The organism is Luteibacter rhizovicinus (assembly GCF_004342265.1).
Classification (GTDB): Bacteria; Pseudomonadota; Gammaproteobacteria; order Xanthomonadales; family Rhodanobacteraceae; genus Luteibacter; species Luteibacter rhizovicinus_B.
The window spans coordinates 345,814-366,916 of sequence record NZ_SMCS01000002.1 but is presented as its reverse complement, the minus strand read 5'-3'; the positions used below and the strand labels follow the sequence as shown (position 1 = coordinate 366,916).

General features: G+C 63.9%; 13 protein-coding genes and 1 riboswitch. Of the genes, 6 read left to right on the top strand and 7 right to left on the bottom strand.

Features of this window, described 5'->3' with window-relative positions:
* Positions 1-33 precede the first annotated feature (33 nt).
* Positions 34-2,739 carry a phosphoenolpyruvate carboxylase gene (gene ppc / locus EC912_RS05725; protein WP_132142186.1) on the top strand — a complete coding sequence of 902 codons (2,706 nt, stop codon included), beginning with the start codon at positions 34-36 and terminating at the stop codon, positions 2,737-2,739.
* Between the two features lie 603 nt (positions 2,740-3,342).
* Here the strand turns inward: ppc and EC912_RS05720 are convergent.
* The 3 genes from EC912_RS05720 to EC912_RS05710 are packed head-to-tail and all read right to left on the bottom strand — an operon-like array spanning position 3,343 to position 7,502.
* Positions 3,343-5,211 (bottom strand): ATP-binding cassette domain-containing protein, encoded by a 1,869-nt coding sequence (locus tag EC912_RS05720; RefSeq protein WP_132142185.1) that lies wholly within the window; start codon positions 5,209-5,211, stop codon positions 3,343-3,345.
* Between the two features lie 24 nt (positions 5,212-5,235).
* Positions 5,236-6,309, bottom strand: a complete 1,074-nt coding sequence (locus EC912_RS05715; protein ID WP_132142184.1) for an aldose epimerase family protein — start codon at positions 6,307-6,309, stop codon at positions 5,236-5,238.
* 14 nt (positions 6,310-6,323) lie between these two features.
* Positions 6,324-7,502, bottom strand: coding sequence for a XylR family transcriptional regulator (locus EC912_RS05710; protein WP_132142183.1), 1,179 nt, complete (start codon positions 7,500-7,502; stop codon positions 6,324-6,326).
* A gap of 177 nt (positions 7,503-7,679) precedes the next feature.
* Between EC912_RS05710 and xylA the strand changes: the two genes are divergently transcribed.
* From xylA to EC912_RS05685, 5 genes are all read left to right on the top strand, one after another.
* Positions 7,680-8,996 (top strand): xylose isomerase, encoded by a 1,317-nt coding sequence (gene xylA / locus EC912_RS05705; protein WP_132142182.1) that lies wholly within the window; start codon positions 7,680-7,682, stop codon positions 8,994-8,996.
* Positions 8,997-9,024: 28 nt separating this feature from the next.
* A complete protein-coding gene (gene xylB / locus EC912_RS05700; RefSeq protein ID WP_132142181.1) occupies positions 9,025-10,527 on the top strand; it encodes a xylulokinase in 1,503 nt (500 codons plus the stop codon).
* A gap of 26 nt (positions 10,528-10,553) precedes the next feature.
* Complete coding sequence (gene xylF, locus EC912_RS05695; RefSeq protein WP_132142180.1) at positions 10,554-11,567, top strand: D-xylose ABC transporter substrate-binding protein; 1,014 nt, start codon at positions 10,554-10,556, stop codon at positions 11,565-11,567.
* A gap of 84 nt (positions 11,568-11,651) precedes the next feature.
* Positions 11,652-13,196, top strand: a complete 1,545-nt coding sequence (locus EC912_RS05690; RefSeq protein WP_132142179.1) for a xylose ABC transporter ATP-binding protein — start codon at positions 11,652-11,654, stop codon at positions 13,194-13,196.
* A gap of 42 nt (positions 13,197-13,238) precedes the next feature.
* Positions 13,239-14,384 (top strand): sugar ABC transporter permease, encoded by a 1,146-nt coding sequence (locus EC912_RS05685; RefSeq protein ID WP_132142178.1) that lies wholly within the window; start codon positions 13,239-13,241, stop codon positions 14,382-14,384.
* A gap of 456 nt (positions 14,385-14,840) precedes the next feature.
* Here EC912_RS05685 and EC912_RS05680 read toward each other — a convergent pair whose 3' ends face one another.
* The 4 genes from EC912_RS05680 to EC912_RS05665 all read right to left on the bottom strand — a co-directional run bounded on the left by EC912_RS05680 (position 14,841) and on the right by EC912_RS05665 (position 21,043).
* On the bottom strand, positions 14,841-15,122 hold the full coding sequence (locus EC912_RS05680; RefSeq protein ID WP_132142177.1) for a hypothetical protein: 282 nt from the start codon (positions 15,120-15,122) through the stop codon (positions 14,841-14,843).
* Between the two features lie 947 nt (positions 15,123-16,069).
* A complete protein-coding gene (metK, locus tag EC912_RS05675; RefSeq protein ID WP_132142176.1) occupies positions 16,070-17,284 on the bottom strand; it encodes a methionine adenosyltransferase in 1,215 nt (404 codons plus the stop codon).
* Positions 17,285-17,453: 169 nt separating this feature from the next.
* Positions 17,454-19,745: a 5-methyltetrahydropteroyltriglutamate--homocysteine S-methyltransferase gene (metE, locus tag EC912_RS05670; protein ID WP_132142175.1), complete on the bottom strand. Its 2,292-nt coding sequence runs from the start codon at positions 19,743-19,745 to the stop codon at positions 17,454-17,456.
* Between the two features lie 209 nt (positions 19,746-19,954).
* Positions 19,955-20,185: riboswitch (cobalamin riboswitch) on the bottom strand.
* Between the two features lie 51 nt (positions 20,186-20,236).
* Positions 20,237-21,043: a CHAD domain-containing protein gene (locus tag EC912_RS05665; RefSeq protein ID WP_132142174.1), complete on the bottom strand. Its 807-nt coding sequence runs from the start codon at positions 21,041-21,043 to the stop codon at positions 20,237-20,239.
* Positions 21,044-21,103 lie beyond the last annotated feature (60 nt).

The following is a 21,103-nucleotide window of genomic DNA, read 5'->3' as shown; positions in this document are numbered from 1 at the left end:
TCTCGGGGTTCGATCCATGCAGACGAGATCCCGATGGAAGCCGCACGCGACGCTGAATTCCTCCCCCACGACGGCCCGCTACGCGAGGATGTACGCCGTTTAGGGGCCCTCGTCGGACAGATGCTGGCCGAGCAGGGCGGGCAGGCATTCTTCGAACAGGTGGAACACGTCCGCACCGCCGCCATCCAGCGCCGCCGCAGCGGCGAAGCCGTCGAGGCCCTGGCAAAGCCACTGACCGGCCTGGATGCGGCCGGAGCCGAAGCGCTCGCCCGTGCCTTCGCCACTTATTTCCAGGCGGTGAATACCGCCGAGCGCGTACATCGCATCCGGCGCCGCCGCGACTACCAGCGCGAAGGCTCGTCGCCGCAGCCGGAGTCGCTGGCCGCCGTGCTGGCGCGGCTGAAGCGCGAAGGCGTCGGTCGCGACGAACTCGTGGCGCTGCTCGGCAGGCTGGATGTCGAACCGGTATTCACGGCCCACCCGACCGAAGCGGTACGACGTTCGCTGCTGGAGAAAGAGCAGGAAATCGTCCGCGCACTGGTAGACGAATTCGATCCGACACGTACGCCGCAGGAACTGCGCGACGACGACGCGCGCATCCTGATGGCGCTGTCCGCGGGCTGGCAAACCGCCGAAGCGTCACCGGTGCGTCCGAGCGTGCAGGACGAATTCGACCACGTCGGTTTCTATATCGCCCGTCCCATCTATCGCGTGCTGCCCGCGTTGTACGAAGCCTTGCAGCAGGCGCTGGGCGAAACCTATGGCGAAGGCATCGTCCCGCCGCGACTGCTGCGTTTCGCCACCTGGGTCGGCGGCGATATGGACGGCAATCCGAATGTCGGCGCCGAAACGATCGCGGCCAGCCTATCCGCGCAGCGCTCGCTGGTGCTGGAACGCTACGGAGAAGACCTCGGCGAACTGGCGCGTCTGCTCAGTCAGACCGAAGACCGCGTCGATCTCGACGAGAAGCTGGTGCGCCGTCTGGAAGACTATCGCGAACGTCTTCCCGACACCGCCGCACACATCCGTCCACGTCACGCGGACATGCCATACCGCTGCTTCCTCGCCTTCGTAAGCGCACGCATCGACGCAACCCGGCACGAACAGGACGACGCATACGCGTCCGCCGATGAGTTCATCGACGACATCGCGCTGGTAGAAAAAAGCCTCGCGGCTCACTGTGGCGAACACGCCGGTGCATACGCCGTTCGCCGCCTGTTGTGGCGCGCGCGCACGTTCGGCTTCCATCTTGCACGCCTGGATGTCCGTCAGGATGCGCGGGTACACGACGAAGCGCTCGCGGCGCTGCTCGGTGAAGACGACTGGGCGCAGCGCGACACCGCACGCCGCGTCGCCACCCTGCGCCCCTATGCCAGCGGCGAACGCAGCTTCGTCGCAGGCGAAGACAACGAAGCGGCGACCATGCTGCGCGACGTTTTCGCCACGCTCGCCGACTCGCGCAAACGCTACGGCAGCGAAGCGACAGGCCTGTACATCATCAGCATGGCCGAAACGGCAGCCGACGTCCTCGCCGTCCTCGCGCTCGCGCGTCGCGGCGGCTTGCTCGAAAACGGCCGCGTTCCCCTCGACGTCGCGCCGCTGTTCGAAACCATCGACGATCTGAAAGGCGGCCCCGAAACATTGCAGGCACTGCTGGACGATCCGGTCTATCGCGATCACCTGAAAGCGCGCGGCGATCGGCAGTGGGTCATGCTCGGCTACTCGGACAGCGGCAAGGATGGCGGCACCGTCGCATCGCGCTGGAGCCTGCAACGTGCGCAAGTGGAAATGCTGGAAGTGGCGCATGGCGCCGGCATCCGGCTCGGGTTCTTCCATGGCCGCGGCGGCTCGGCCAGCCGTGGCGGTTCGCGCATCACCCCCGCGCTCATGGCATCGCCACGCGGTTCGGTCGGCGGCGTGCTTCGCGTAACGGAGCAGGGTGAAGTCATCCACCGAAAATACGGTATTCGCGCACTGGCCGTGCGTAACCTGGAACAGACGCTGGGTGCTGTGTTGCGTGCCTCGCTGCGACCGCGCATCGAAGAAAAGCGCGAGCCGCAGTGGAAAGAGACGATGGCGCGGTTATCCGATCGCAGTCGCGTGGCGTATCGCGCATTCGTCGATACGGAAGGTTTCGTCGAGTACTTCCGTGGTGCCACGCCAATCGATGTGATCGAACGCATGACGCTGGGTTCGCGTCCGGCGCGTCGTCGCAGCATGAAAGGTGTAGAAGATCTCCGTGCGATTCCCTGGGTATTTGCCTGGACGCAATGCCGTGCGGTGCTGACTGGCTGGTATGGATTAGGCAGCGCTCTGGACGAGGTATCGAAAGAATGTGGCGAGCAGGCGCTGGTCGACATGGCGCACGACTGGCCGTTCTTCTCGACCATGCTGGACGATGTGGAAATGATTCTGGCAAAAGCCGATCTGGCCATTGCCGAAGCGTTCTCGCAACTTGCCGGCGAACGCCACACCACATTCTTCCCGATGATCCGCGATGAATTCGAGCGCACGGTACGTTGGGTGCTGAAGCTGAAGGGTGCCGATGAATTGCTGGCGGACGATCCGCGTCTGGCTACATCCATTCGCCTGCGCAATCCGTATGTCGATCCCATGAGTTTGCTGCAGGTCGATTTGCTGAGGCGCTGGCGTGCCACGGGCGGTCAGGACGATGGATTGTTGAAAGCGCTGGTCGCGTGCGTGAATGGTGTGTCGCAGGGGTTGCAGAATACTGGTTGATTGGTTTTGACCAGCTTTCGCCGGAAGAGCGTCGCGGTGTGTTGTGGCGTTGGGTGGAACCAGCCGGCCCCCTCGCCGGGCCCACGTCGGGCGGTCGCTGCGCGACGCGGGTGGACTGGCGGGGCTTCGTGAGCGGGCTTCCTGCCCGCGCACGAAGGAAGGGGCGTCCTGCCCCTTCCCCCTTCGGGGCCTACCCGCCCGACCAGCCTCGCCCTCCTACCGGGCCCGGCGAGGGGGCCGGCTGGTTCCGCCGAGCGGTGAGGCAATGGGTGTGACGAGCAAAGCGAACCGCTGACGGCCCCTCAGTTCCCCTCACCCCTCACCGTCATTCCGGCGCACGCCGGAATCCGCGGCGAGGTGGTCGGTTGTCGCGAGGGCGATGGCCGCTTTCAAGCGAAAACCTCAGCGTTGGATCTTGCCCCACGTGGTCGCTGCGGACCCCGGCGTGACGGTGAGGAAGATAAGGCTAAGGGGCGAGCTCCTTGCCTCGCCCGTCGCGACGCTCCGAAGATCTGATCGAGCGTAGTCGCGACAACCCAATGCACCGCACTGGGTCCGAAGCCTGCGCAGGGACGACGGTGAGGGGGTGTCAGCGCTTCAGCGTCAACCGTTTTCTAGTTCTTCCCAGCGCTTATAGGCCGCATCCAGCTCGGCTTGCAGCTTCGCGATGGCTTCGTTGTTACGAACGATCACCGCATTGTCCTGCTGGAAATAGCCGGGTGCATTCATCGCGTCGGTACGCGTGGCGATGTCCTTTTCCAGCGTCTCCAGCTTCTCGGGAAGCAGGTCGAGTTCGCGCTGTTCCTTGAAACTCAGCTTGCGCTTCGCGGGGGCGGGAGCCGGAGTGGATGTCGCTGGCAGCTGGGCTTTCGACGCGCGCGCCATCGCGGCTGCGGCAGCCGGGCGCTGACGTACCCAGTCGTTATAGCCGCCGATGTATTCGCCGACGACGCCATCGCCTTCCAGCACCAGCGTGCTCGAAACAACGTTGTCGATGAACGCACGGTCATGCGAAACGAGCAGCAGCGTGCCGCTGTATTCGCCGAGCAGTTCTTCGAGCAGCTCCAGCGTTTCGATGTCCAGATCGTTGGTCGGTTCATCCATCACCAACAGGTTGGACGGCTGTGCGAACAGCTTCGCCAACAGCAGGCGATTGCGTTCGCCGCCCGACAGGCGGGTGATGGGTGCGCGTGCGCGTTCCGGCGAGAACAGGAAATCCTGCAGGTAGCCGATGATGTGTTTGCGCGTGCCGTTGAGTTCGATGTACTCGCGGCCTTCGGCCACGTTGTCCAGCGCATTCAGGCTATCGTCCAGCGTCGAACGATGCTGGTCGAAATAGGCGATCTCCAGCCCCGTGCCGAGCGTCACCTCGCCTTCCTGCGGCTTCAGCTCGCCCAGCAGGATTTTCAGCAACGTACTCTTGCCCGCGCCGTTCGGACCGATGATGCCAACGCGATCGCCGCGCATGATCGTGGTGGAAAGATCGCGCAACAGCGTGCGGCCGCCATACGCCTGCGTGACGTGCTTCGCGTCCACAACCTTGCGACCGCCAGACTGTGCGTTCGCCAGTGTGATCTTCGCCGTACCGGTGACCTCGCGGCGCTCGGAGCGTTCGTTGCGAAGGTCCTTCAGTGCACGGACGCGGCCCTCGTTGCGGGTGCGGCGTGCCTTGATGCCCTGGCGAATCCAGACTTCTTCCTGCGCCAGCTTCTTGTCGAACAGTGCATTGGCCTGCGACTCGGCATGCAGGCGCTCTTCGCGGCGACGCAGGTAATTTTCGTAATCACCCGGCCAACTGGTGACATTGCCGCGGTCGATTTCGACGATGCGGGTGGCAAGCGAACGCAGGAAGCTGCGGTCATGGGTGATGAAGATGATGCTGCCGCCGAAGTTCTTGAGGAAATCTTCGAGCCACGCGATCGCTTCGATATCCAGGTGGTTGGTCGGTTCGTCCAGCAGCAGCAAGTCGGGCGCGCGCACGAGGGCCTGGCCCATCAGCACGCGACGCTTCATGCCGCCTGACAGATCGGCGAAGTCGGCCGTTTCCGGCAGTTCCAGTTCTTCCACGATCCGCTGCACGCGCGCGTCCAGATCCCACGCGTTCTGTGCTTCGATCTGGCTCTGCACGTCGCCAAGTGCGTCGAAATCGCCTTCGGCCAGCAGGTGGTGGTAGCGGGCGAGCAGGTGACCCAGTTCGCCCAGGCCTTCGGCCACGACGTCGAAGACGCTGCCGGCGGTGCCCTGGGGGACTTCCTGGGTCAGACGCGCGATGCGCGTGCCGCCCTGGACCCGGATCTCGCCGTCGTCGGGGTGAATCTCACCCGCGATGAGCTTGAGCAGGGTCGATTTGCCGGCGCCGTTACGGCCGACGATACACACGCGCTCGTTCGGTTCGATCGAAAGATCGACCTGTTCGAGCAGGAGGGGGCCGCCGATGCTGTAGTCGACGTGGATGAGTTGGATAAGAGACATCCCCCTAGTGTAGCGGACTGCTCCTCAGTCGACGCCGAGCCTGTACTGCGTGGTCTGCCGATAAACCGCCCCCGGCCGGAGGACCACCGCGGCGTCGTCGGGTCCGTTGATCTGGTCCGGGAAGGCCTGGGCCTCCAGCGCGAAGCCGGAAAAAGCCTCGTAATGGCCGCCTTCGCGGCGGCCGGTGCCGCCCAGTTTCTGGCCGCTGTAGAACTGCAGGCCGGGTTGATCCGTCGAAACAGTCAGGTGCCGGCCGCTGGCCGGATCGGCCACGACGGCTACCTCGCGCAGCGGCGCGTGCTCGCCAGTCAGGCGGCTCTCAGGCAGACTGCTCTCAGAAAGAACATAGCAATGGTCGAAGCCGCCGGCGATCTTCAGCTGATCGTCCGGCCAGAGCAGGCGCGCGCCGATGGGTGCCGCGTCGCGGAAATCGAAAGCCGAGCCCGCGACGGGCTGGCGCCGGTACGGGATACCGCCCGCGTCGGTCGCCAGGAACGCATCCGCGTCGATGCGAAGCATGTGGTCGCGGATGTCGCCACGACGGTCGTTGAGATTGAAATAGGGGTGCGACGTCAGGTTCACCGGCGTGGCCGCATCGGTGTGAGCGGTGTATGCGATTTCCAGCGTGCCGTCGTCGTCGAGGCGATACGTCACCTCCACGCTCAGTTCGCCGGGGAATCCACCTTCGCCCTCGGGCGATACCAGACGCAGGTGCAGTTCGCCGATCGACGCCTCGACCTCCCACAACCTGTGGTGAAAACCGTCCAGTCCACCGTGCAGGTGATTCGGGCCGTCGTTCCGGTCCAGCCGGTAGGGCACGTTATCCAGCTCGAAGCGGCCATCGCGGATACGGTTCGCCCAGCGCCCGATGAGAGCACCCATATACGCCGTCGCATGCAGATAGTCGCCCGGCGTGGCGTGACCCAGCAGCACATCGCCGAAGCGGCCCTGACGATCCGGCGCCTGCCAGGAAAGCAGGGTACCGCCGAGATCGCTGATGTCGACCGCCATGCCGCTGTCGTTGCGCAGAGTCCAGCGATGCGCGATACGGCCGTCTGGCAGCGCGCCCCATTGTCGGGCGGGAGTAATGGCGTTCATGGATCGCTTCCGTGCTAGCTGGGGATGATCTGGCGGTGGGCTTCGTGATACTGCCTGGGCGTGCAATCGTATTCGCGGCGGAACACGGCATACATGTACTGCAACGAGGTGAAGCCGCAGCGCACGGCGATATCCGTGAGCGGTGTCGTCGATCCGGCGAGCAGTTCGCGCGCCGTTTCGAGTTTGTGCTGCAGGATGGCCTGGTGCACGGTCTGCTTCAGTTCGCGCTTGAAATGTTCTTCGAGCACCGTGCGCGAAATGCCGACATAGTCGGCCACCTGTTCGGTCTTGATGCCAAGACAGGCGTACTGGCGAATGTAATGGCTGGCGCGCATGACGTGCGGGCTCTTCACCGGCTGGTGCTTGCTCGACGCCTGCACGTTGATGCCGACCGGCGGCACCAGTACCCGCGTGTCCGCGCAAGTGGCGCCGCGCAGCATCTGATGCAGGAGATGCGCAGCGGTGCGCCCCATTTCCTCGGCACCCTGGATCACCGACGTCAGCGGAATGCGCGTAAGCAACTGCGCCATCGGATCGTTGTCGATGCCGACGATGGCGACCTGTTCGGGCACGGAAATTTCACCGATCACGCAGGCCTGCAAAAGCTGCCGTGCACGCGCGTCGGTCGCCGCGACGATACCGATCGGCTTGGGCAGCGAACGCAGCCACGCGACCAGTTCCTCTACCGCATGGCCCCAGCCGCCCGCGCTGGTGGGCGAACCGCGGTAGACCGTGCTCTCCATGCCGTCCGCGGCGAGAATGCGTTCGAAGGCACCTTCGCGCTCCAGCGCCCAGCGACTGCGTGGGTTGGGCGGCAGGCCGTAAAAAGCAAAACGCTGCAAGCCCTGCTCGATCAGGTGATCGTAGGCCAGGCGCACCAGCTTCGCGTTATCGGTGGCGATATACGGCGTGTTGACGGGATAGGCGGCAGCATCGTGATACGACCCGCCGACCGCGACCACCGGCATTGTCAGATTGCACAGGGCGTCGGTGGCGTCCGGATCGTCGAAGTCGGCAATGATGCCGTCGCCCTGCCAGCGATGGATATCGCGCATGCGGCAACGGAAATCCTCTTCCATGAAGAGGTCCCATTCCACGCGAGTGGAGTTCAGATACTGGCCAATACCCGCGATGACCTGCCGGTCGTACACCTTGTTGGCGTTGAACAACAGCGCGATGCGATGCGGGGCCATGACTCTCGAAGGGAAGACCTGGCGGCTTGCCGGTCGCTCACGCTAGCACGAGGTCATCCGCCCCTCATGACGCAGCGCGGCAATGAAAAAGATCATCGGACTGGCGAATTTCGCAATTGCCCGCCAGAAGTCCCGTCGTCAGCATCTTGGCTATTCGTCTAGCACCCAAGGACTGCCATGTCTTACTTCGACGCCATCCCGAAGATCCGCTTCGAAGGAACCGGATCGGACAACCCGCTCGCGTTCCATCACTACGATCCCAGCAAGAAGCTGTTGGGCAAGACCATGGCCGAACACCTGCGTCTTGCCGTCTGTTACTGGCATACCTTCGTGTGGCCGGGCTCGGACGTATTCGGTGCCGGCACCTTCGAACGTCCCTGGCAACAGGCGGGCGATCCGATGGCCCAGGCGCGCCTGAAGGCCGATGCCGCGTTCGACTTCTTTTCGCGACTGGGCACGCCTTACTACACGTTCCACGACACCGATATCGCGCCCGAAGGCAATAGCCTGGGCGAGTACCAGAAGAACCTCGCCGAGATGGTCGACGTGCTCGAGGCCAAGCAGGCCACGACGGGCATGAAGCTGCTCTGGGGCACCGCCAACGTGTTCAGCCATCCGCGTTATGCGGCCGGCGCCGCGACCAACCCGCAGCCGGACGTGTTCGCTTACGCGGCCACTCAGGTGCGTAACGCGATGGATGCCACGCTGCGTCTGGGCGGCGCCAACTATGTACTGTGGGGTGGTCGCGAAGGTTACGACACGCTGCTCAATACCGATCTCAAGCGCGAGCGCGCGCAACTCGGTAGGTTCTTCCAGATGGTCATCGAGCATAAGTACAAGATCGGTTTCGACGGACTGATCCTGATCGAGCCGAAGCCGCAGGAACCTACGAAGCACCAGTACGACTACGACACCGCGACGGTCTACGGTTTCCTCAAGGAGTTCGGCCTCGAAAACGAGGTGAAGACGAATCTGGAAGCCAACCACGCCACGCTCGCCGGTCATTCGTTCCAGCACGAGGTCGCCACGTCGATCGCGCTGGGCGTCTTCGGCAGCATCGACGCCAACCGCGGCGATCCGCAGAACGGCTGGGATACCGATCAGTTCCCGAACAGCGTCGAGGAACTCACGCTGGTGATCTACGAAATCCTGCGCGCTGGCGGTTTTACGTCCGGCGGTTTCAACTTCGATACCAAGGTGCGCCGTCAGAGTTCCGATCCGGCCGACCTGTTCCATGGGCACATCGGCGCGATCGATGCGCTGGCGCTCGGCCTGGAACGTGCCGTGAAGATGATCGAACGCGACACGCTGGCCGAGCTGAAGGCCAGGCGCTATGCGGGATGGGACGGTACGTTCGGTCGCAAAATCCTCGACGGTGGCTTCAGTCTGGCCTCCATGGCCGACGATGCAGTCTTGCGCAATATCCATCCGAACCACCGGTCGGGCGAACAGGAACTGCTTGAAAACATCGTCAACCGCTATATTTATGGTTGATCCGCTCGACAGGGATACGGACAGTCATATGTTTCTGGGTATCGATCTGGGCACATCGTCCGTCAAGGCCGTACTGATCGACGAGGAAGGCGACGTGCGCGCCACGGCGTCCAGTCCGCTGGACGTATCCCATCCACGGCCGCGATGGTCCGAGCAAGACCCCGCGTCGTGGTGGGCGGCGACGGAGGCGGCGGTCGGCGAAGCGTTGCGTGCCGCGGAACGCGCGGGCATCGGTCGCCGCCGCGTCTCCGGTATCGGTCTTAGCGGCCAGATGCACGGCGCCACGTTGCTGGACAGCGCCGACCGCGTGCTTCGTCCGGCCATCCTGTGGAACGACGGGCGTTCCGATATCGAATGCGCGGAACTGGAACGCGTTCCGCATTTTCGCGACATTACCGGAAACCTGGCCATGCCAGGTTTCACGGCGCCCAAGCTCGCGTGGGTGCGCAAGCACGAGTCCGGCGTTTTCGATCGTGTCGCGAAAGTCCTGCTGCCGAAAGATTATCTGCGTCTGCTGATGACTGGCGACTACGTCACCGACGCATCCGATGCCGCAGGCACGCTCTGGCTGGACGTGGCGCGCCGGCAGTGGAGCGACGAGATGCTTGCCGCCACCGGTCTTACGCGCGCGAACATGCCCGAAGTCCGCGAAGGCAGTCAGGCGAGCGGCCGTCTGCGTCGCGACGTCGCCGAGCGCTGGGGCATCGACGCCGTGCCGGTGGCCGCCGGCGGTGGCGACAACGCCGCCGGTGCCGTGGGTGTGGGCATCGTGCGCCATGGTCAGGCGATGCTCTCGCTGGGAACGTCCGGCGTGTACTTCGCCGTTTCCGACGGTTTTCGTTCCCGTCCCGAACAGGCGGTGCACAGCTTCTGTCATGCGTTGCCGGACACCTGGCACCTGATGTCGGTAATGCTCAACGCCGCCAGTTGCCTCGATTTCACCGCGCGCCTTACCGGTTACGCGGACGTGCCGTCCCTGCTGGCCGATGGCGAATCCGCCGGGCTGCGTGAAGACGGCCCGATGTTCCTTCCCTACCTCACGGGCGAACGTACGCCGCACAACGATGCGCATGCGCGAGGTTCGTTCACCGGTCTGGGACCGGACACCGAGCGGACCGATCTGGTCAACGCAACGCTGGAAGGCGTGGGCCTTGGCCTTCTGGACGGCCTTCTCGCCGTGGAATCCACGGGCCTCGTCGCCGACGAGATCACCGTCATCGGCGGCGGATCGCGTAGCGCCTACTGGACGCAGATGCTTGCTGACATCCTGGGCAAGCCGCTCGTCCTGCGCCGGGGCGGTGAAGTTGGCCCCGCGCTGGGCGCCGCGCGCCTTGCACACCTGGCCGCCGAGCCAGGTGCTACGCTCGACCAGGTCTGCCCGATGCCCGGGCGTCTGGCCGTTCGCGAGCCCGATGCAGCGCGTCATGCTTATTTCCGCGAAACCCGCCACCCTTTGTTCCGCCGCTTGTACAAGCAGTTGAAGCCTATCTTTTCTGACGTCGCCAACGGCGCCGACATCCGCCCATCCTGAAGGGCGACCAGAGCTAAGGAGAGACCATGAAGCACAAGGCATTACACACATTGCTTGCCGTTTCCATGATTGCCGCGGGCATGTTCGCCACGCCGCAGGCCCACGCCAGCAAGGAAGCGCCGGTTATCGGCTTCTCTATCGACGATCTGCGCGTAGAGCGCTGGACCCGCGACCGCGACTACTTCATCGCTGCGGCCAAAGCCAAGGGCGCCACGGTAAAAGTCAGCTCCGCCGACGGCAACGAAGCGAAGCAGCAGTCCCAGATCGAAAACCTGATCGCCCAGAAAGTCGACGTACTGGTCATCGTGCCGTTCAACGCCAAGACGCTCACCAACGTGATCGCCCAGGCCCAGAAGGCCGGCATCAAGGTCATTTCCTACGACCGCCTGATCCTAGGTGCCGACGTCGACGCCTATATCTCGTTCGATAACGAGAAAGTCGGCGAGATGCAGGCGCAGGGTGTCGTCAACGCGGCGCCGAAGGGCAATTACTTCCTGCTTGGCGGCGCTCCCACCGACAACAACGCCAAGATCCTTCGCCAGGGCCAGATGAAGGTGTTGCAGCCGTTGATCGACAAGGGCGATATCAAGATCGTCGGCCAGCAGTGGACCAACGAGTGGCTCGCCGCCAATGCGCTGAAGATCGTCGAGAACGCACTCACCGCCAACAAGAACAACATCCAGGGCATCGTCGCTTCCAATGACGGCACGGCGGGCGGCGCCATCCAGGCACTGGAAGGCCAGAAGCTGGCCGGCAAGGTCGCGGTGTCCGGTCAGGATGCCGACCTGGCTGGCGTGAAGCGTGTCATCGCCGGTACGCAGACGATGACCGTGTACAAGCCCATCAAGCAGATCGCCACCGACGCGGCCGAACTCTCGGTTCAGCTGGCCAAGGGCGAAACGCCGAAGTACACCAGCAAGCTCAACAACGGAAAGAAAGATGTCGATACGATCCTGCTGACGCCGACGCTGCTGACCAAGGCCAACGCGGACGTCGTCGTAAAAGACGGCTTCTACACGAAGGCTCAGCTAGGCCTGTAAAACCGGCGCACCAAACGCGGCCGGCTGGTAAAAATGGGAAACCCCGCCGGGGAGGCGGGGTTTCTCCATGACGAGGGAGTGGGAGTGAGCGAGTACCTGTTCGAGATGCGCGATATCGTCAAGGAGTTCTCCGGCGTGCGCGCGCTCAATGGCATCAATCTGGCCGTGCGGCCCGGCGAGTGCGTCGGTCTGTGTGGCGAAAACGGCGCGGGCAAATCCACGCTGATGAAAGTCCTCTCCGGTGTCTATCCTTACGGCACGTGGGAAGGCGAGATCCTGTGGGACGGCAAGCCGTTGCATGCGTACTCCGTGCGCGACAGCGAGAAAGCCGGCATCGTCATCATCCACCAGGAACTGATGCTGGTACCCCAGCTATCCGTTGCCGAGAACATCTTCCTCGGCAACGAGATCCGCAAGTTCGGCGGACTGATGGATTACGACGCCATGTACGCCAAGGCCGACGCGCTGCTCGCGCGGCTGAAGCTGAAAGGCGTCAACGTGGCCGCACCGGTCAGCAACTACGGCGGCGGTTACCAGCAACTGTTCGAAATCGCCAAGGCGCTTGCGAAGAACGCGCGCCTGCTGATTCTGGACGAACCGTCGTCGTCGCTGACCTCCAGCGAAACCGACACGCTGCTGTCGATCATCGAAGACCTGAAGCGCGAAGGCGTGGCGTGCGTGTATATCTCGCACAAGCTGGAAGAGGTCGCGCGTGTCTGCGATACGGTGACCGTGATCCGCGACGGCAAGCACATCCTCACCAAGCCGATGAGCGAGATGACGACGCATTCGATCATCACGGCAATGGTCGGTCGCGAAATCGACAACCTGTTCCCGAAGAGCGAACACCACGTGGGCGAGGTGATCTTCGAAGCCCGCCACGTGACGTGCTGGGATGTCGCCAATCCGAACCGCAAGCGCGTCGACGATGTGTCGTTCGAACTGCGGCGCGGCGAGATTCTTGGCATCGCGGGTCTGGTAGGCGCAGGGCGTACCGAACTGGTATCGGCAATCTTCGGCGCGTATCCGGGCCGTTCCACGGCCGAGCTGGTGCTCGAGGGCAAGCCGATCAAGGTAACGTCGCCACAGCAGGCGATTCGCGCAGGGCTCTCGCTGGTACCGGAAGATCGCAAGCGCCAGGGCATCGTTCCGCTGCTTGGCGTTGGCGACAACATCACGCTGGCCACGCTTCAGCATTATTCGCATGCCGGCCGCATCGATCGCGCCGCCGAATTGCAGACCGTCGAAGCCGAGATCAAGCGTCTGCGTGTGAAGACAGCCAGCCCGGAGCTGGCCATCGCCGGCCTGTCCGGCGGCAACCAGCAGAAAGCCGTGCTGACCAAGATGCTGTTGCCCAACCCGAAGGTGCTGATCCTCGACGAGCCCACGCGTGGCGTCGACGTCGGATCGAAGTTCGATATCTACACATTGATGTTCGAACTCGCCGCGAAGGGCGTGTCGATCATCATGGTCTCGTCCGAAATGCCCGAAGTGCTCGGCGTAAGCGACCGCGTGCTGGTGATGGGCGAGGGCAAGCTCAAGGGTAACTTCCCGAACGTCGGGCTGACCCAGGAGCAGGTGCTCGCCGCCGCCATCGACAGCGCGGCTGCGACACCGAACGCCGCCTGACAAAAAACAAGAATCCCATTCCGCGTTTTCAGGGAAGCCAACATGCAAGCCCAGCAAGTGCAGCAACTGTTCGTCCGCTACAAGATCCTCGCGCTGCTTCTTGCCGTCGCGGTGATCTGGCTCTTTTTTCACATCAAGACGAACGGCATCTTCGTCACGCCCAATAATCTGTCGAACCTGTTCCGGCAGATGGCGATCACCGGCATGCTCGCGTGCGGCATGGTGTTCGTGATCATCGCCGGTGAAATCGATCTGTCCATCGGTTCGATGCTTGGCCTGCTCGGCGGCGTCGTAGCGATCCTGGCTGTCAATCACGGATGGGGCACCTGGTCGGCGATCGGTGTGGTGCTGCTGCTCGGTCTTGCCATAGGCGCATTCAACGGCTTCGTCGTTACGAAGATGCGCGTGCCGTCCTTCATCGTCGGCCTGGGTGGCATGCTCGCGTTTCGCGGTCTGGTGCTTTATCTCACCGACAGCCAGACCATCGCGCCGGTACCCGACGATCTGGTGGCGCTGGGGCAGGGCTTCGTGCCGCCGCGGTTGTCGATCTACATCGGCGGCCTGATCTTCCTCGCTCTGGTGGCACTGACCGCGCGTCGCCGCGTGCGCCGCGCGAAGCTCGGTCTTCAGCAGGGCGCGCTCTGGATCGATGTGGCGAAAGTGGTCGCCATCGGCGTGTTCATCGGTGCCTTCGTTCACATGCTGAACGATGCCGACGGCATTCCCATCCCGGTGATGATCCTGCTCGCGCTGCTCGCCGTGTTCTCGTATATCGCCACGCAGACGGTGTTCGGTCGCCACATCTACGCGGTGGGCGGCAATATGGAAGCCACGCGGCTTTCCGGCGTCAATGTGGCGGGCGTGAAGCTGGCCGTGTTCGCGATCATGGGTTTGATGTGCGCCTTCGCGGGCATTATCACGGTGGCGCGCACGGGGTCGGGTTCGCCGTCGGCGGGTACGGGTGGCGAGCTTGACGCTATCTCCGCCTGCTTTATCGGCGGTACGTCGATGCGTGGCGGTTCGGGTACGGTTTACGGCGCGCTGATCGGTGCGTTGGTGATGGCCAGTCTCGATAGCGGCATGCAGTTGATGGATGTCGATAACTCGTGGCAGATGATTATTAAGGGTGTGATTCTGGTGTTGGCTGTTTGGGTTGATGTGTTGTCTGGGTCTAATCGGAACGCTTGATCGGCTGCGCTTTGCGCCGTGTTGCTAGAAGAGCGTTGCAATTCGGGCCGGCGGGTTCCACCGAACGCTGAGGTCATGAGCATGGAGAGCGAAGCGCAACGCTGATGGCGCCTCGCGCTGCCTCCCCATCACCGTCGTTCCTGCGCAGGCAGGAACCCAGTGCGGTGCAGTGGGTTATCGCGATAACCGTGATTCAGCACTTCCTGCGGCCCTGAGGACATCGCGCTCAAGCGCACTTCTACACAAGGCCTACCGTGACCTGCGCGCGAACCGCCGCCACCCCCTCACCGTTACCCCGGCGTACGCCGGGGTCCGCAGCGACCACGTGGGGCAAGCTCGAACGCTGAGAGTTAGCGACCATTGCCGTCGCGACCACCGACCGCCTCGCTGCGGGTTCCGGCGTGCGCCGGAACGACAGTGAGGGCGAGTGGAGACCTTCGCTTTTTATCGCTCGAGTCAGGCAGCTTGAACCGAGGTATCGGCGACACACCCTTTTTCGCGCCAGATCGCCACGACAAACTCCGCCGCTTCATCGACCAGTCGCCGCACGGCCATCATGGCCTGCGACATCGACGTCGCATCGAAATCGGTGTGTGTCGAAAGCGCTAGCTGACTCAAGATCGCGGCCGATGCGGTAAGCCGCACCTGCGCAGCATCGTGCAACTCATCCACGGAAAGCGCGAGATCGCCGCGACACACGGGACAGGAAGAGATCAGATCGGGGAAGGGAGAGGACATACACGGCTCCATGTGACCGAAGAGCCGCCACCCGCGATGCGCGAGGTGGCGGACGTGTCGGGGTCGAAACCGGTCGCCTAGACCAAAACCCGGCCAGGCCGAAGCCTGCCCGACACGCCCGCCGTAAACACGCGGGAGTGAACGCAGGCGACGTAAGTCGACCTGCGTGGTCTATAAGCGAATCGGGTTTCGACGCCCGGCCGTCAAAGGAGTCGACGGCTCGGCAAGCATCGCAACCCGTCACCCACGCAACCATCCGATTATTCCGAAAAATGCGTGGTAATTATTTGAGAATGCGATGAGGCCACACCATCCCTTACCGTCATTCCGGCGCACGCCGGAATCCGCGGCGAGGTGGTCGGTGGTCGCGAGGGCGATGGCCGCTTTCAAGCGAAAACCTCAGCGTTGGAGCTTGCCTGACGTGGTCGCTGCGGACCCCGGCGTACGCCGGAATGACGGTGAGGAAGATGAGCACCGAATGAAGCGAGGCGCGTTCGCCGACATACGCATGCGAAGCGCGGAAGGTATTGCACCGCACGCGGCTCTTAACCCCAAAATTCCCCCACCATCCGAAGGAGCTCGCCGTCCCCCACGTCGAGGCCGGTAGGAGGGCGAGGGTGGCCGGGCGGATAAGGCCCCTTCCTTCGTGCGCGGGCAGGAAGCCCGCTCACGAAGCCCCGCCCGGCCACCCGGGTCGCGCAGCGACCGCCCGACGTGGCCTCGACGTGGGGGACGGCGAGCTCCTTGCCTCACCTTCGCACGTCGCAACGCTCCGAAGAGCTGATCGAGCGTATTCGCGACAACCCATTGCACCGCACTGGGTCCGAAGCCTGCACAGGGACGACGGTGAGGGGGCATGTTTCTCTCGGTGTTGAATCGTTCGACGCGCGCGCAAAAAAAACGGGCGCCTCGCGGCGCCCGTTCTATATCGCACTGTCCGAAGCGAATTACTTACGCTTCGCAACACCAAGACCAGCAGCCTCACGCAGCGCATCGGCCTTATCCGTCTTCTCCCACGAGAACGCGGTGAACGTGTTGCCGTTCGCGTCCGTGATGTCGTACGGGGTGCGGCCGAAGTGGCCGTTGGATGCCGTCGGCTGGTACATCGGGTGCACCAGGTCGAGCATCTTGATGATGCCGTACGGGCGCAGGTCGAAGTGCTTGCGGATCAGCTTTTCGATCTTCTCGTCGGAGATCTTGCCGGTGCCGAACGTCGTGACCGAAATCGAGGTCGGTTCGGCGACGCCGATGGCGTAGCTGACCTGGATTTCGCAACGATCGGCGAGGCCGGCGGCGACGATGTTCTTCGCCACGTAGCGAGCCGCGTAGGCAGCCGAACGGTCGACCTTCGACGGATCCTTGCCGGAGAACGCGCCACCACCGTGACGGGCCCAGCCGCCGTAGGTGTCGACGATGATCTTGCGACCGGTCAGGCCGCAGTCGCCCACGGGGCCGCCGATCACGAACTTGCCGGTCGGGTTGATGTGGAACTTGGTGCCCTTGTGCAGGAGCTTCGCCGGCAGCACGGGCTTCAGGATCAGCTCGCGCACGCCTTCGATCAGGTCCTTCTGCTTCACGCCCGGATCGTGCTGGGTGGAAAGCACGACGGCGTCGATGGCGACGGCCTTGCCGTCTTCATAACGCAGGGTGACCTGGCTCTTCGCGTCCGGGCGCAGCCACGGCAGCGGGCTGTTCTTCTTTTTGCGGACCTTGGTCTGCTGCTCGACGAGGCGATGCGCGTAGTGGATCGCCGCCGGCATGTATTCGTTGGTTTCGTTCGTCGCGTAACCGAACATCAGGCCCTGGTCGCCCGCGCCCTGTTCTTCCGGCTTCTTGCGGTCGACACCCTGGTTGATGTCCGGGGACTGCTTGCCGATCAGGTTCAGCACGCCGCAGGTCTCGCCGTCGAAACCGACTTCGGAGCTGTCGTAGCCGATGTCGAGGATGACCTTGCGGGTCAGGGCTTCGAGGTCGATCCAGGCGCTGGTGGTGATTTCGCCGGCGACGATGGCCACGCCGGTCTTCACCAGCGTCTCGCAGGCCACGCGTGCACGCGAATCCTGGGCCAGGATGGCGTCCAGAACGGCGTCGGAGATCTGGTCGGCGATTTTGTCCGGATGGCCTTCGGAGACCGACTCGGAGGTGAAGAGGTAGCTGCTCATCGCGGTGATATATCCTTCTTTACGGATAAAGAGATGAATGGGGGCGGGCTATGATACACGGCCCTTGGCGGTTTTGCAGTCCAAGCCTATCGCGCCTCCCTGACGGTTGCGTGATATTCAGACAGAAAACGTGTGCAGGAGCGCGCCAGGGCACTCCTGCACACGAAGATTACGCCGCCGCCCGGACGCGTGCCCTCAGTCTCTCCGCCGCCGAGACCATGGCTTTCAGGGCCGATTCCACCTCGGGCCAGCCGCGGGTTTTCAGGCCGCAGTCGGGGTTTACCCATAGCTGGTCGGGGCGCAGGACAGCCAGCGCCTTGGTCAGCAGGTCGGCCATTTCGTCTTCGCTGGGGATGCGGGGGGAATGGATGTCGTAGACGCCGGGACCGATGCCGTTGGGGTAGCGGAAGCGGGTGAAGGCATCGAGCAGTTCCATGCGCGACCGGCTGGTTTCGATGGAAATGACATCGGCGTCCATCGCGGCGACGGATTCGATGATGTCGTTGAACTCCGAGTAGCACATATGGGTGTGGATCTGCGTGGCGTCGCTGACGCCGCCGGCCGCGATGCGGAAGGCGTGTACGGCCCAGCCCAGATAGTTCGCCCACTCGGCGCGACGCAGTGGCAGTCCTTCGCGCAGCGCGGGTTCGTCGATCTGGATGATGCCGATGCCGGCGGCTTCCAGGTCGTGCACTTCGTCGCGCAGCGCCAGTGCAATCTGCCGGCACACTTCTTCGCGTGGCAGGTCGTCGCGTACGAAGGACCATTGCAGCATCGTCACCGGGCCGGTGAGCATGCCTTTCATGGGGCGCTGGGTCAGCGACTGCGCGTATGCGGACCAACGCACGGTCATCGGTTCCGGGCGTGCGACGTCGCCGTAGATCACCGGCGGTTTTACGCAGCGCGAACCGTAGCTCTGAACCCAGCCATTGGCCGTGAAGGCGTAACCGTCGAGTTGTTCGCCGAAGTATTCGACCATGTCGTTGCGTTCGGGCTCGCCGTGGACGAGCACGTCGATGCCGATGCTTTCCTGAAAACGTACGGCGCGCGTGATGTCGTCGCGCAGCACGGCTTCGTAGGTTGCCGTGTCGAGCTTGCCGGCGCGGTAGGCCGAGCGCGCCTTGCGCAACTCCTGCGTCTGCGGAAACGAACCGATGGTGGTCGTCGGAAGTTCCGGCAGGCCGAAGCGTTCGCGCTGGGACACGACGCGACTGGAATAACCCGACCGACGCTGTGCTGCCTGCGGCGTCAGCTGGCGCAGGCGCGCGCGGACGTCGACGCGGACCACGTCGCTGGATTTCGCGCGCGTCGCCACGCGTTCGCTTTGTCTTGCGAGAGCATTCATCGCATCGGGGTCGCCCGCGAGCGCATCGGCGTAGCGGCGTAGTTCGGCGATTTTCTGCCGGGCAAAGGACAGCCAGTCGCGCAACGAGGAGCGCAGGTCGTTTTCGCCGGTAAGGTCGATGGGAACGTGCAGCAGCGAGCACGACGTGGCGACCCACAGGCGGTCGTCGGCGATACGCGCCGACAGCGCGCGTAGTTGCCCCATGACCTTGCCCGGGTCGCTTAGCCAGATGTTGCGGCCATCCACGACACCGGCCGAAAGCACGCGATCGGTGGGCAATGCCTGGGCGACGGCTTCGAGCTGCTCCGGCGCGCGAACCAGATCGACGTGCAGGCCGGCGACCGGCAGCGAAACGGCGAGGGGAAGGTTATCGTCCAGTGCCGCGAAATAAGTAGCGAGCAGAATGCGCGGGCCGTTGGCTGCCGCGAGCGTGGCATAGGCATGTCGATAGGCATCGCGTGCCGTGTCGTCCAGATCGAGCGCCAGGCAAGGTTCGTCGATCTGTACCCATGCGGCGCCCTCGGCGGCCAGCGCCGTCAGCACGTCGACATACGCGGGCAGAATCGCATCGAGCAACGCCAGTGCATCGCTGCCGTCGGTGGTCTTGGCCAGCCGCAGGAACGATATCGGGCCCAGCACGACCGGCCGGCCGAGATGGCCGGCGGCGGTGGCTTCGCGGAATTCGCCGATCAGCTTGTCCGTACGCGCAGCGAATCGCTGTCCGGTCGACAGTTCGGGCACGAGGTAGTGGTAGTTCGTATCGAACCACTTCGTCATTTCAAGCGCGGGAAGATCCACCGAAGCCGTCTGCACGCCGCGCGCCATGGCGAAATAGGCGGCGAGAGGATCGGCGGCATCCAGTGCGCGATAACGATCGGGGATCGCATCGAGCAGCACCGCGGTATCAAGTACGTGGTCGTAAAGCGAGAAATCGTTCACCGGCACGCTGTCCGCGCCGGCTTCCCGGGCAAGCGCCCAGTGGCGATGACGCAGGTCGCGTGCGGTATCGAGTAGTTCGGTGGCGGAGCTTTCGCCGCGCCAGTGACTTTCCAGCGCGCGTTTCAGTTCGCGGCGCCGGCCGATGCGGGGAAATCCAAGGTAGGTAACGTGTGGCATGAGTGCATCCTCTTCGTGGCAAAGAGGAGGGAAGGGCGGCCATACCGTCGCGACGCGCGCCCGTGTGTCCCGCTCTGAAGAGCGAGACAAGCGCGAGCGTCATGGCGGACTGACCGTCGACCTTCGCCCCCGCGGGCGAACCGGTAGCGTTTCGGAAACGGAAACGCGAACCCAGGTCGGACCAGGCGCGTGCAACCCATGACGGTCGCTCGCGCCTTCGGTCGGCGGCAGGTCTTCGGGCTCGTGGACACGGTGCGCATGCGCACCACCTGGTTCGCCGCTTCCCGGACCGATCCGGTCCAGTGCCGGGGCTTCGAAGCCCCTGACGAGTTCGTTTCCACATACCGCTGCGGGGCAGCGCCGGATTCCCACCGGCTTCCCTCTTAGCTTTATCTCTATATTCGAATACAAAGATAAAGACCGCTGACGACGCGAAAGTTAGCCGTCCGGACGTCCGAAGTCAAACGTTCTCGCAGGGAAGAGAGATGGTTTCAGGGGCGAGCGGAGGCGACGGCGCTACGAATCGTGGCGAGTACGGCCTCGTCGATCTCGGTATGCGTCGCGCGCAGGCCGTTCTTCAGCAGGCGCAGGTCTTGCTGCCAACCAAGGCGGTCGGCCGTACGCATGAGCTTGCGAATGGAACCGGTGTGTTCGACGACGCCTTCGATATGCACGCCCGAGCGTTTGTGCATCGACTGGAGTGCCTGCAACTGAAGGCGCTCCCGGCGCACGCGGCGGCGCCAGCTATGGATCGTCACGGGCGAGCCTTCCTCCTGCGCCCTTTCGGCGGCGCGGTGGGCTCGCCGGGCACTGAGTGCCAGCGCGTCCCGGACATGCTTCTTCTTTACCCGTTTCCAGGGGAGCGCGGCGATAGCTTCGGCGGCTCGCTGCACGCGCGCGATGCGCCGGCGAAATTCGGGATCGAGCCGGAGCGCTTCGCCGAGCATGCCGTCGCGGCGCGCTTCGAGCGCCGCGATGGCGGCGTCCCATGCCGCACGTTCTGCGGGTTTGGCTTCGCCGACGAGGGTTTTTCCCGTGACCACGGCGACATGTGAGTCGCGCAGGGTGGACAGGCCGCGTCCCAGTGCGCGCAGTCCCCGGTCGATGGCGCTTGCATCGTCGTCGAACCTGGCCAGGCCGATGTTCAGTACGGCGCGAAGGCGGCGTACGGCCTTTCGTGCCTCGTGAATCGCCTTGTGCCGGTCTTTCGACCGGCCAAGGGCACGCGCGAGCGCACGCGCCTGATTGGCGGCGAGGTCGGCGAGAAGGAGGCCAAGGTCTGGGGTGTCGGCGGGCATTTGTCGATGTTAGGGGTAAAGGACGCGAGCATGTTGCTCTATGAGCTTTCTGTGGGAGCG

Bases quoted from the DNA above. Each gene is read 5' to 3' on its own strand.
- ppc (WP_132142186.1), top strand. From the start codon at position 34: ATGGAAGCCGCACGCGACGCTGAATTCCTCCCCCACGACGGCCCGCTA.
- EC912_RS05720 (WP_132142185.1), bottom strand. From the start codon at position 5,211: ATGTCTCTTATCCAACTCATCCACGTCGACTACAGCATCGGCGGCCCC.
- EC912_RS05715 (WP_132142184.1), bottom strand. From the start codon at position 6,309: ATGAACGCCATTACTCCCGCCCGACAATGGGGCGCGCTGCCAGACGGC.
- EC912_RS05710 (WP_132142183.1), bottom strand. From the start codon at position 7,502: ATGGCCCCGCATCGCATCGCGCTGTTGTTCAACGCCAACAAGGTGTAC.
- xylA (WP_132142182.1), top strand. From the start codon at position 7,680: ATGTCTTACTTCGACGCCATCCCGAAGATCCGCTTCGAAGGAACCGGA.
- xylB (WP_132142181.1), top strand. From the start codon at position 9,025: ATGTTTCTGGGTATCGATCTGGGCACATCGTCCGTCAAGGCCGTACTG.
- xylF (WP_132142180.1), top strand. From the start codon at position 10,554: ATGAAGCACAAGGCATTACACACATTGCTTGCCGTTTCCATGATTGCC.
- EC912_RS05685 (WP_132142178.1), top strand. From the start codon at position 13,239: ATGCAAGCCCAGCAAGTGCAGCAACTGTTCGTCCGCTACAAGATCCTC.
- EC912_RS05680 (WP_132142177.1), bottom strand. From the start codon at position 15,122: ATGTCCTCTCCCTTCCCCGATCTGATCTCTTCCTGTCCCGTGTGTCGC.
- metK (WP_132142176.1), bottom strand. From the start codon at position 17,284: ATGAGCAGCTACCTCTTCACCTCCGAGTCGGTCTCCGAAGGCCATCCG.
- metE (WP_132142175.1), bottom strand. From the start codon at position 19,745: ATGCCACACGTTACCTACCTTGGATTTCCCCGCATCGGCCGGCGCCGC.
- EC912_RS05665 (WP_132142174.1), bottom strand. From the start codon at position 21,043: ATGCCCGCCGACACCCCAGACCTTGGCCTCCTTCTCGCCGACCTCGCC.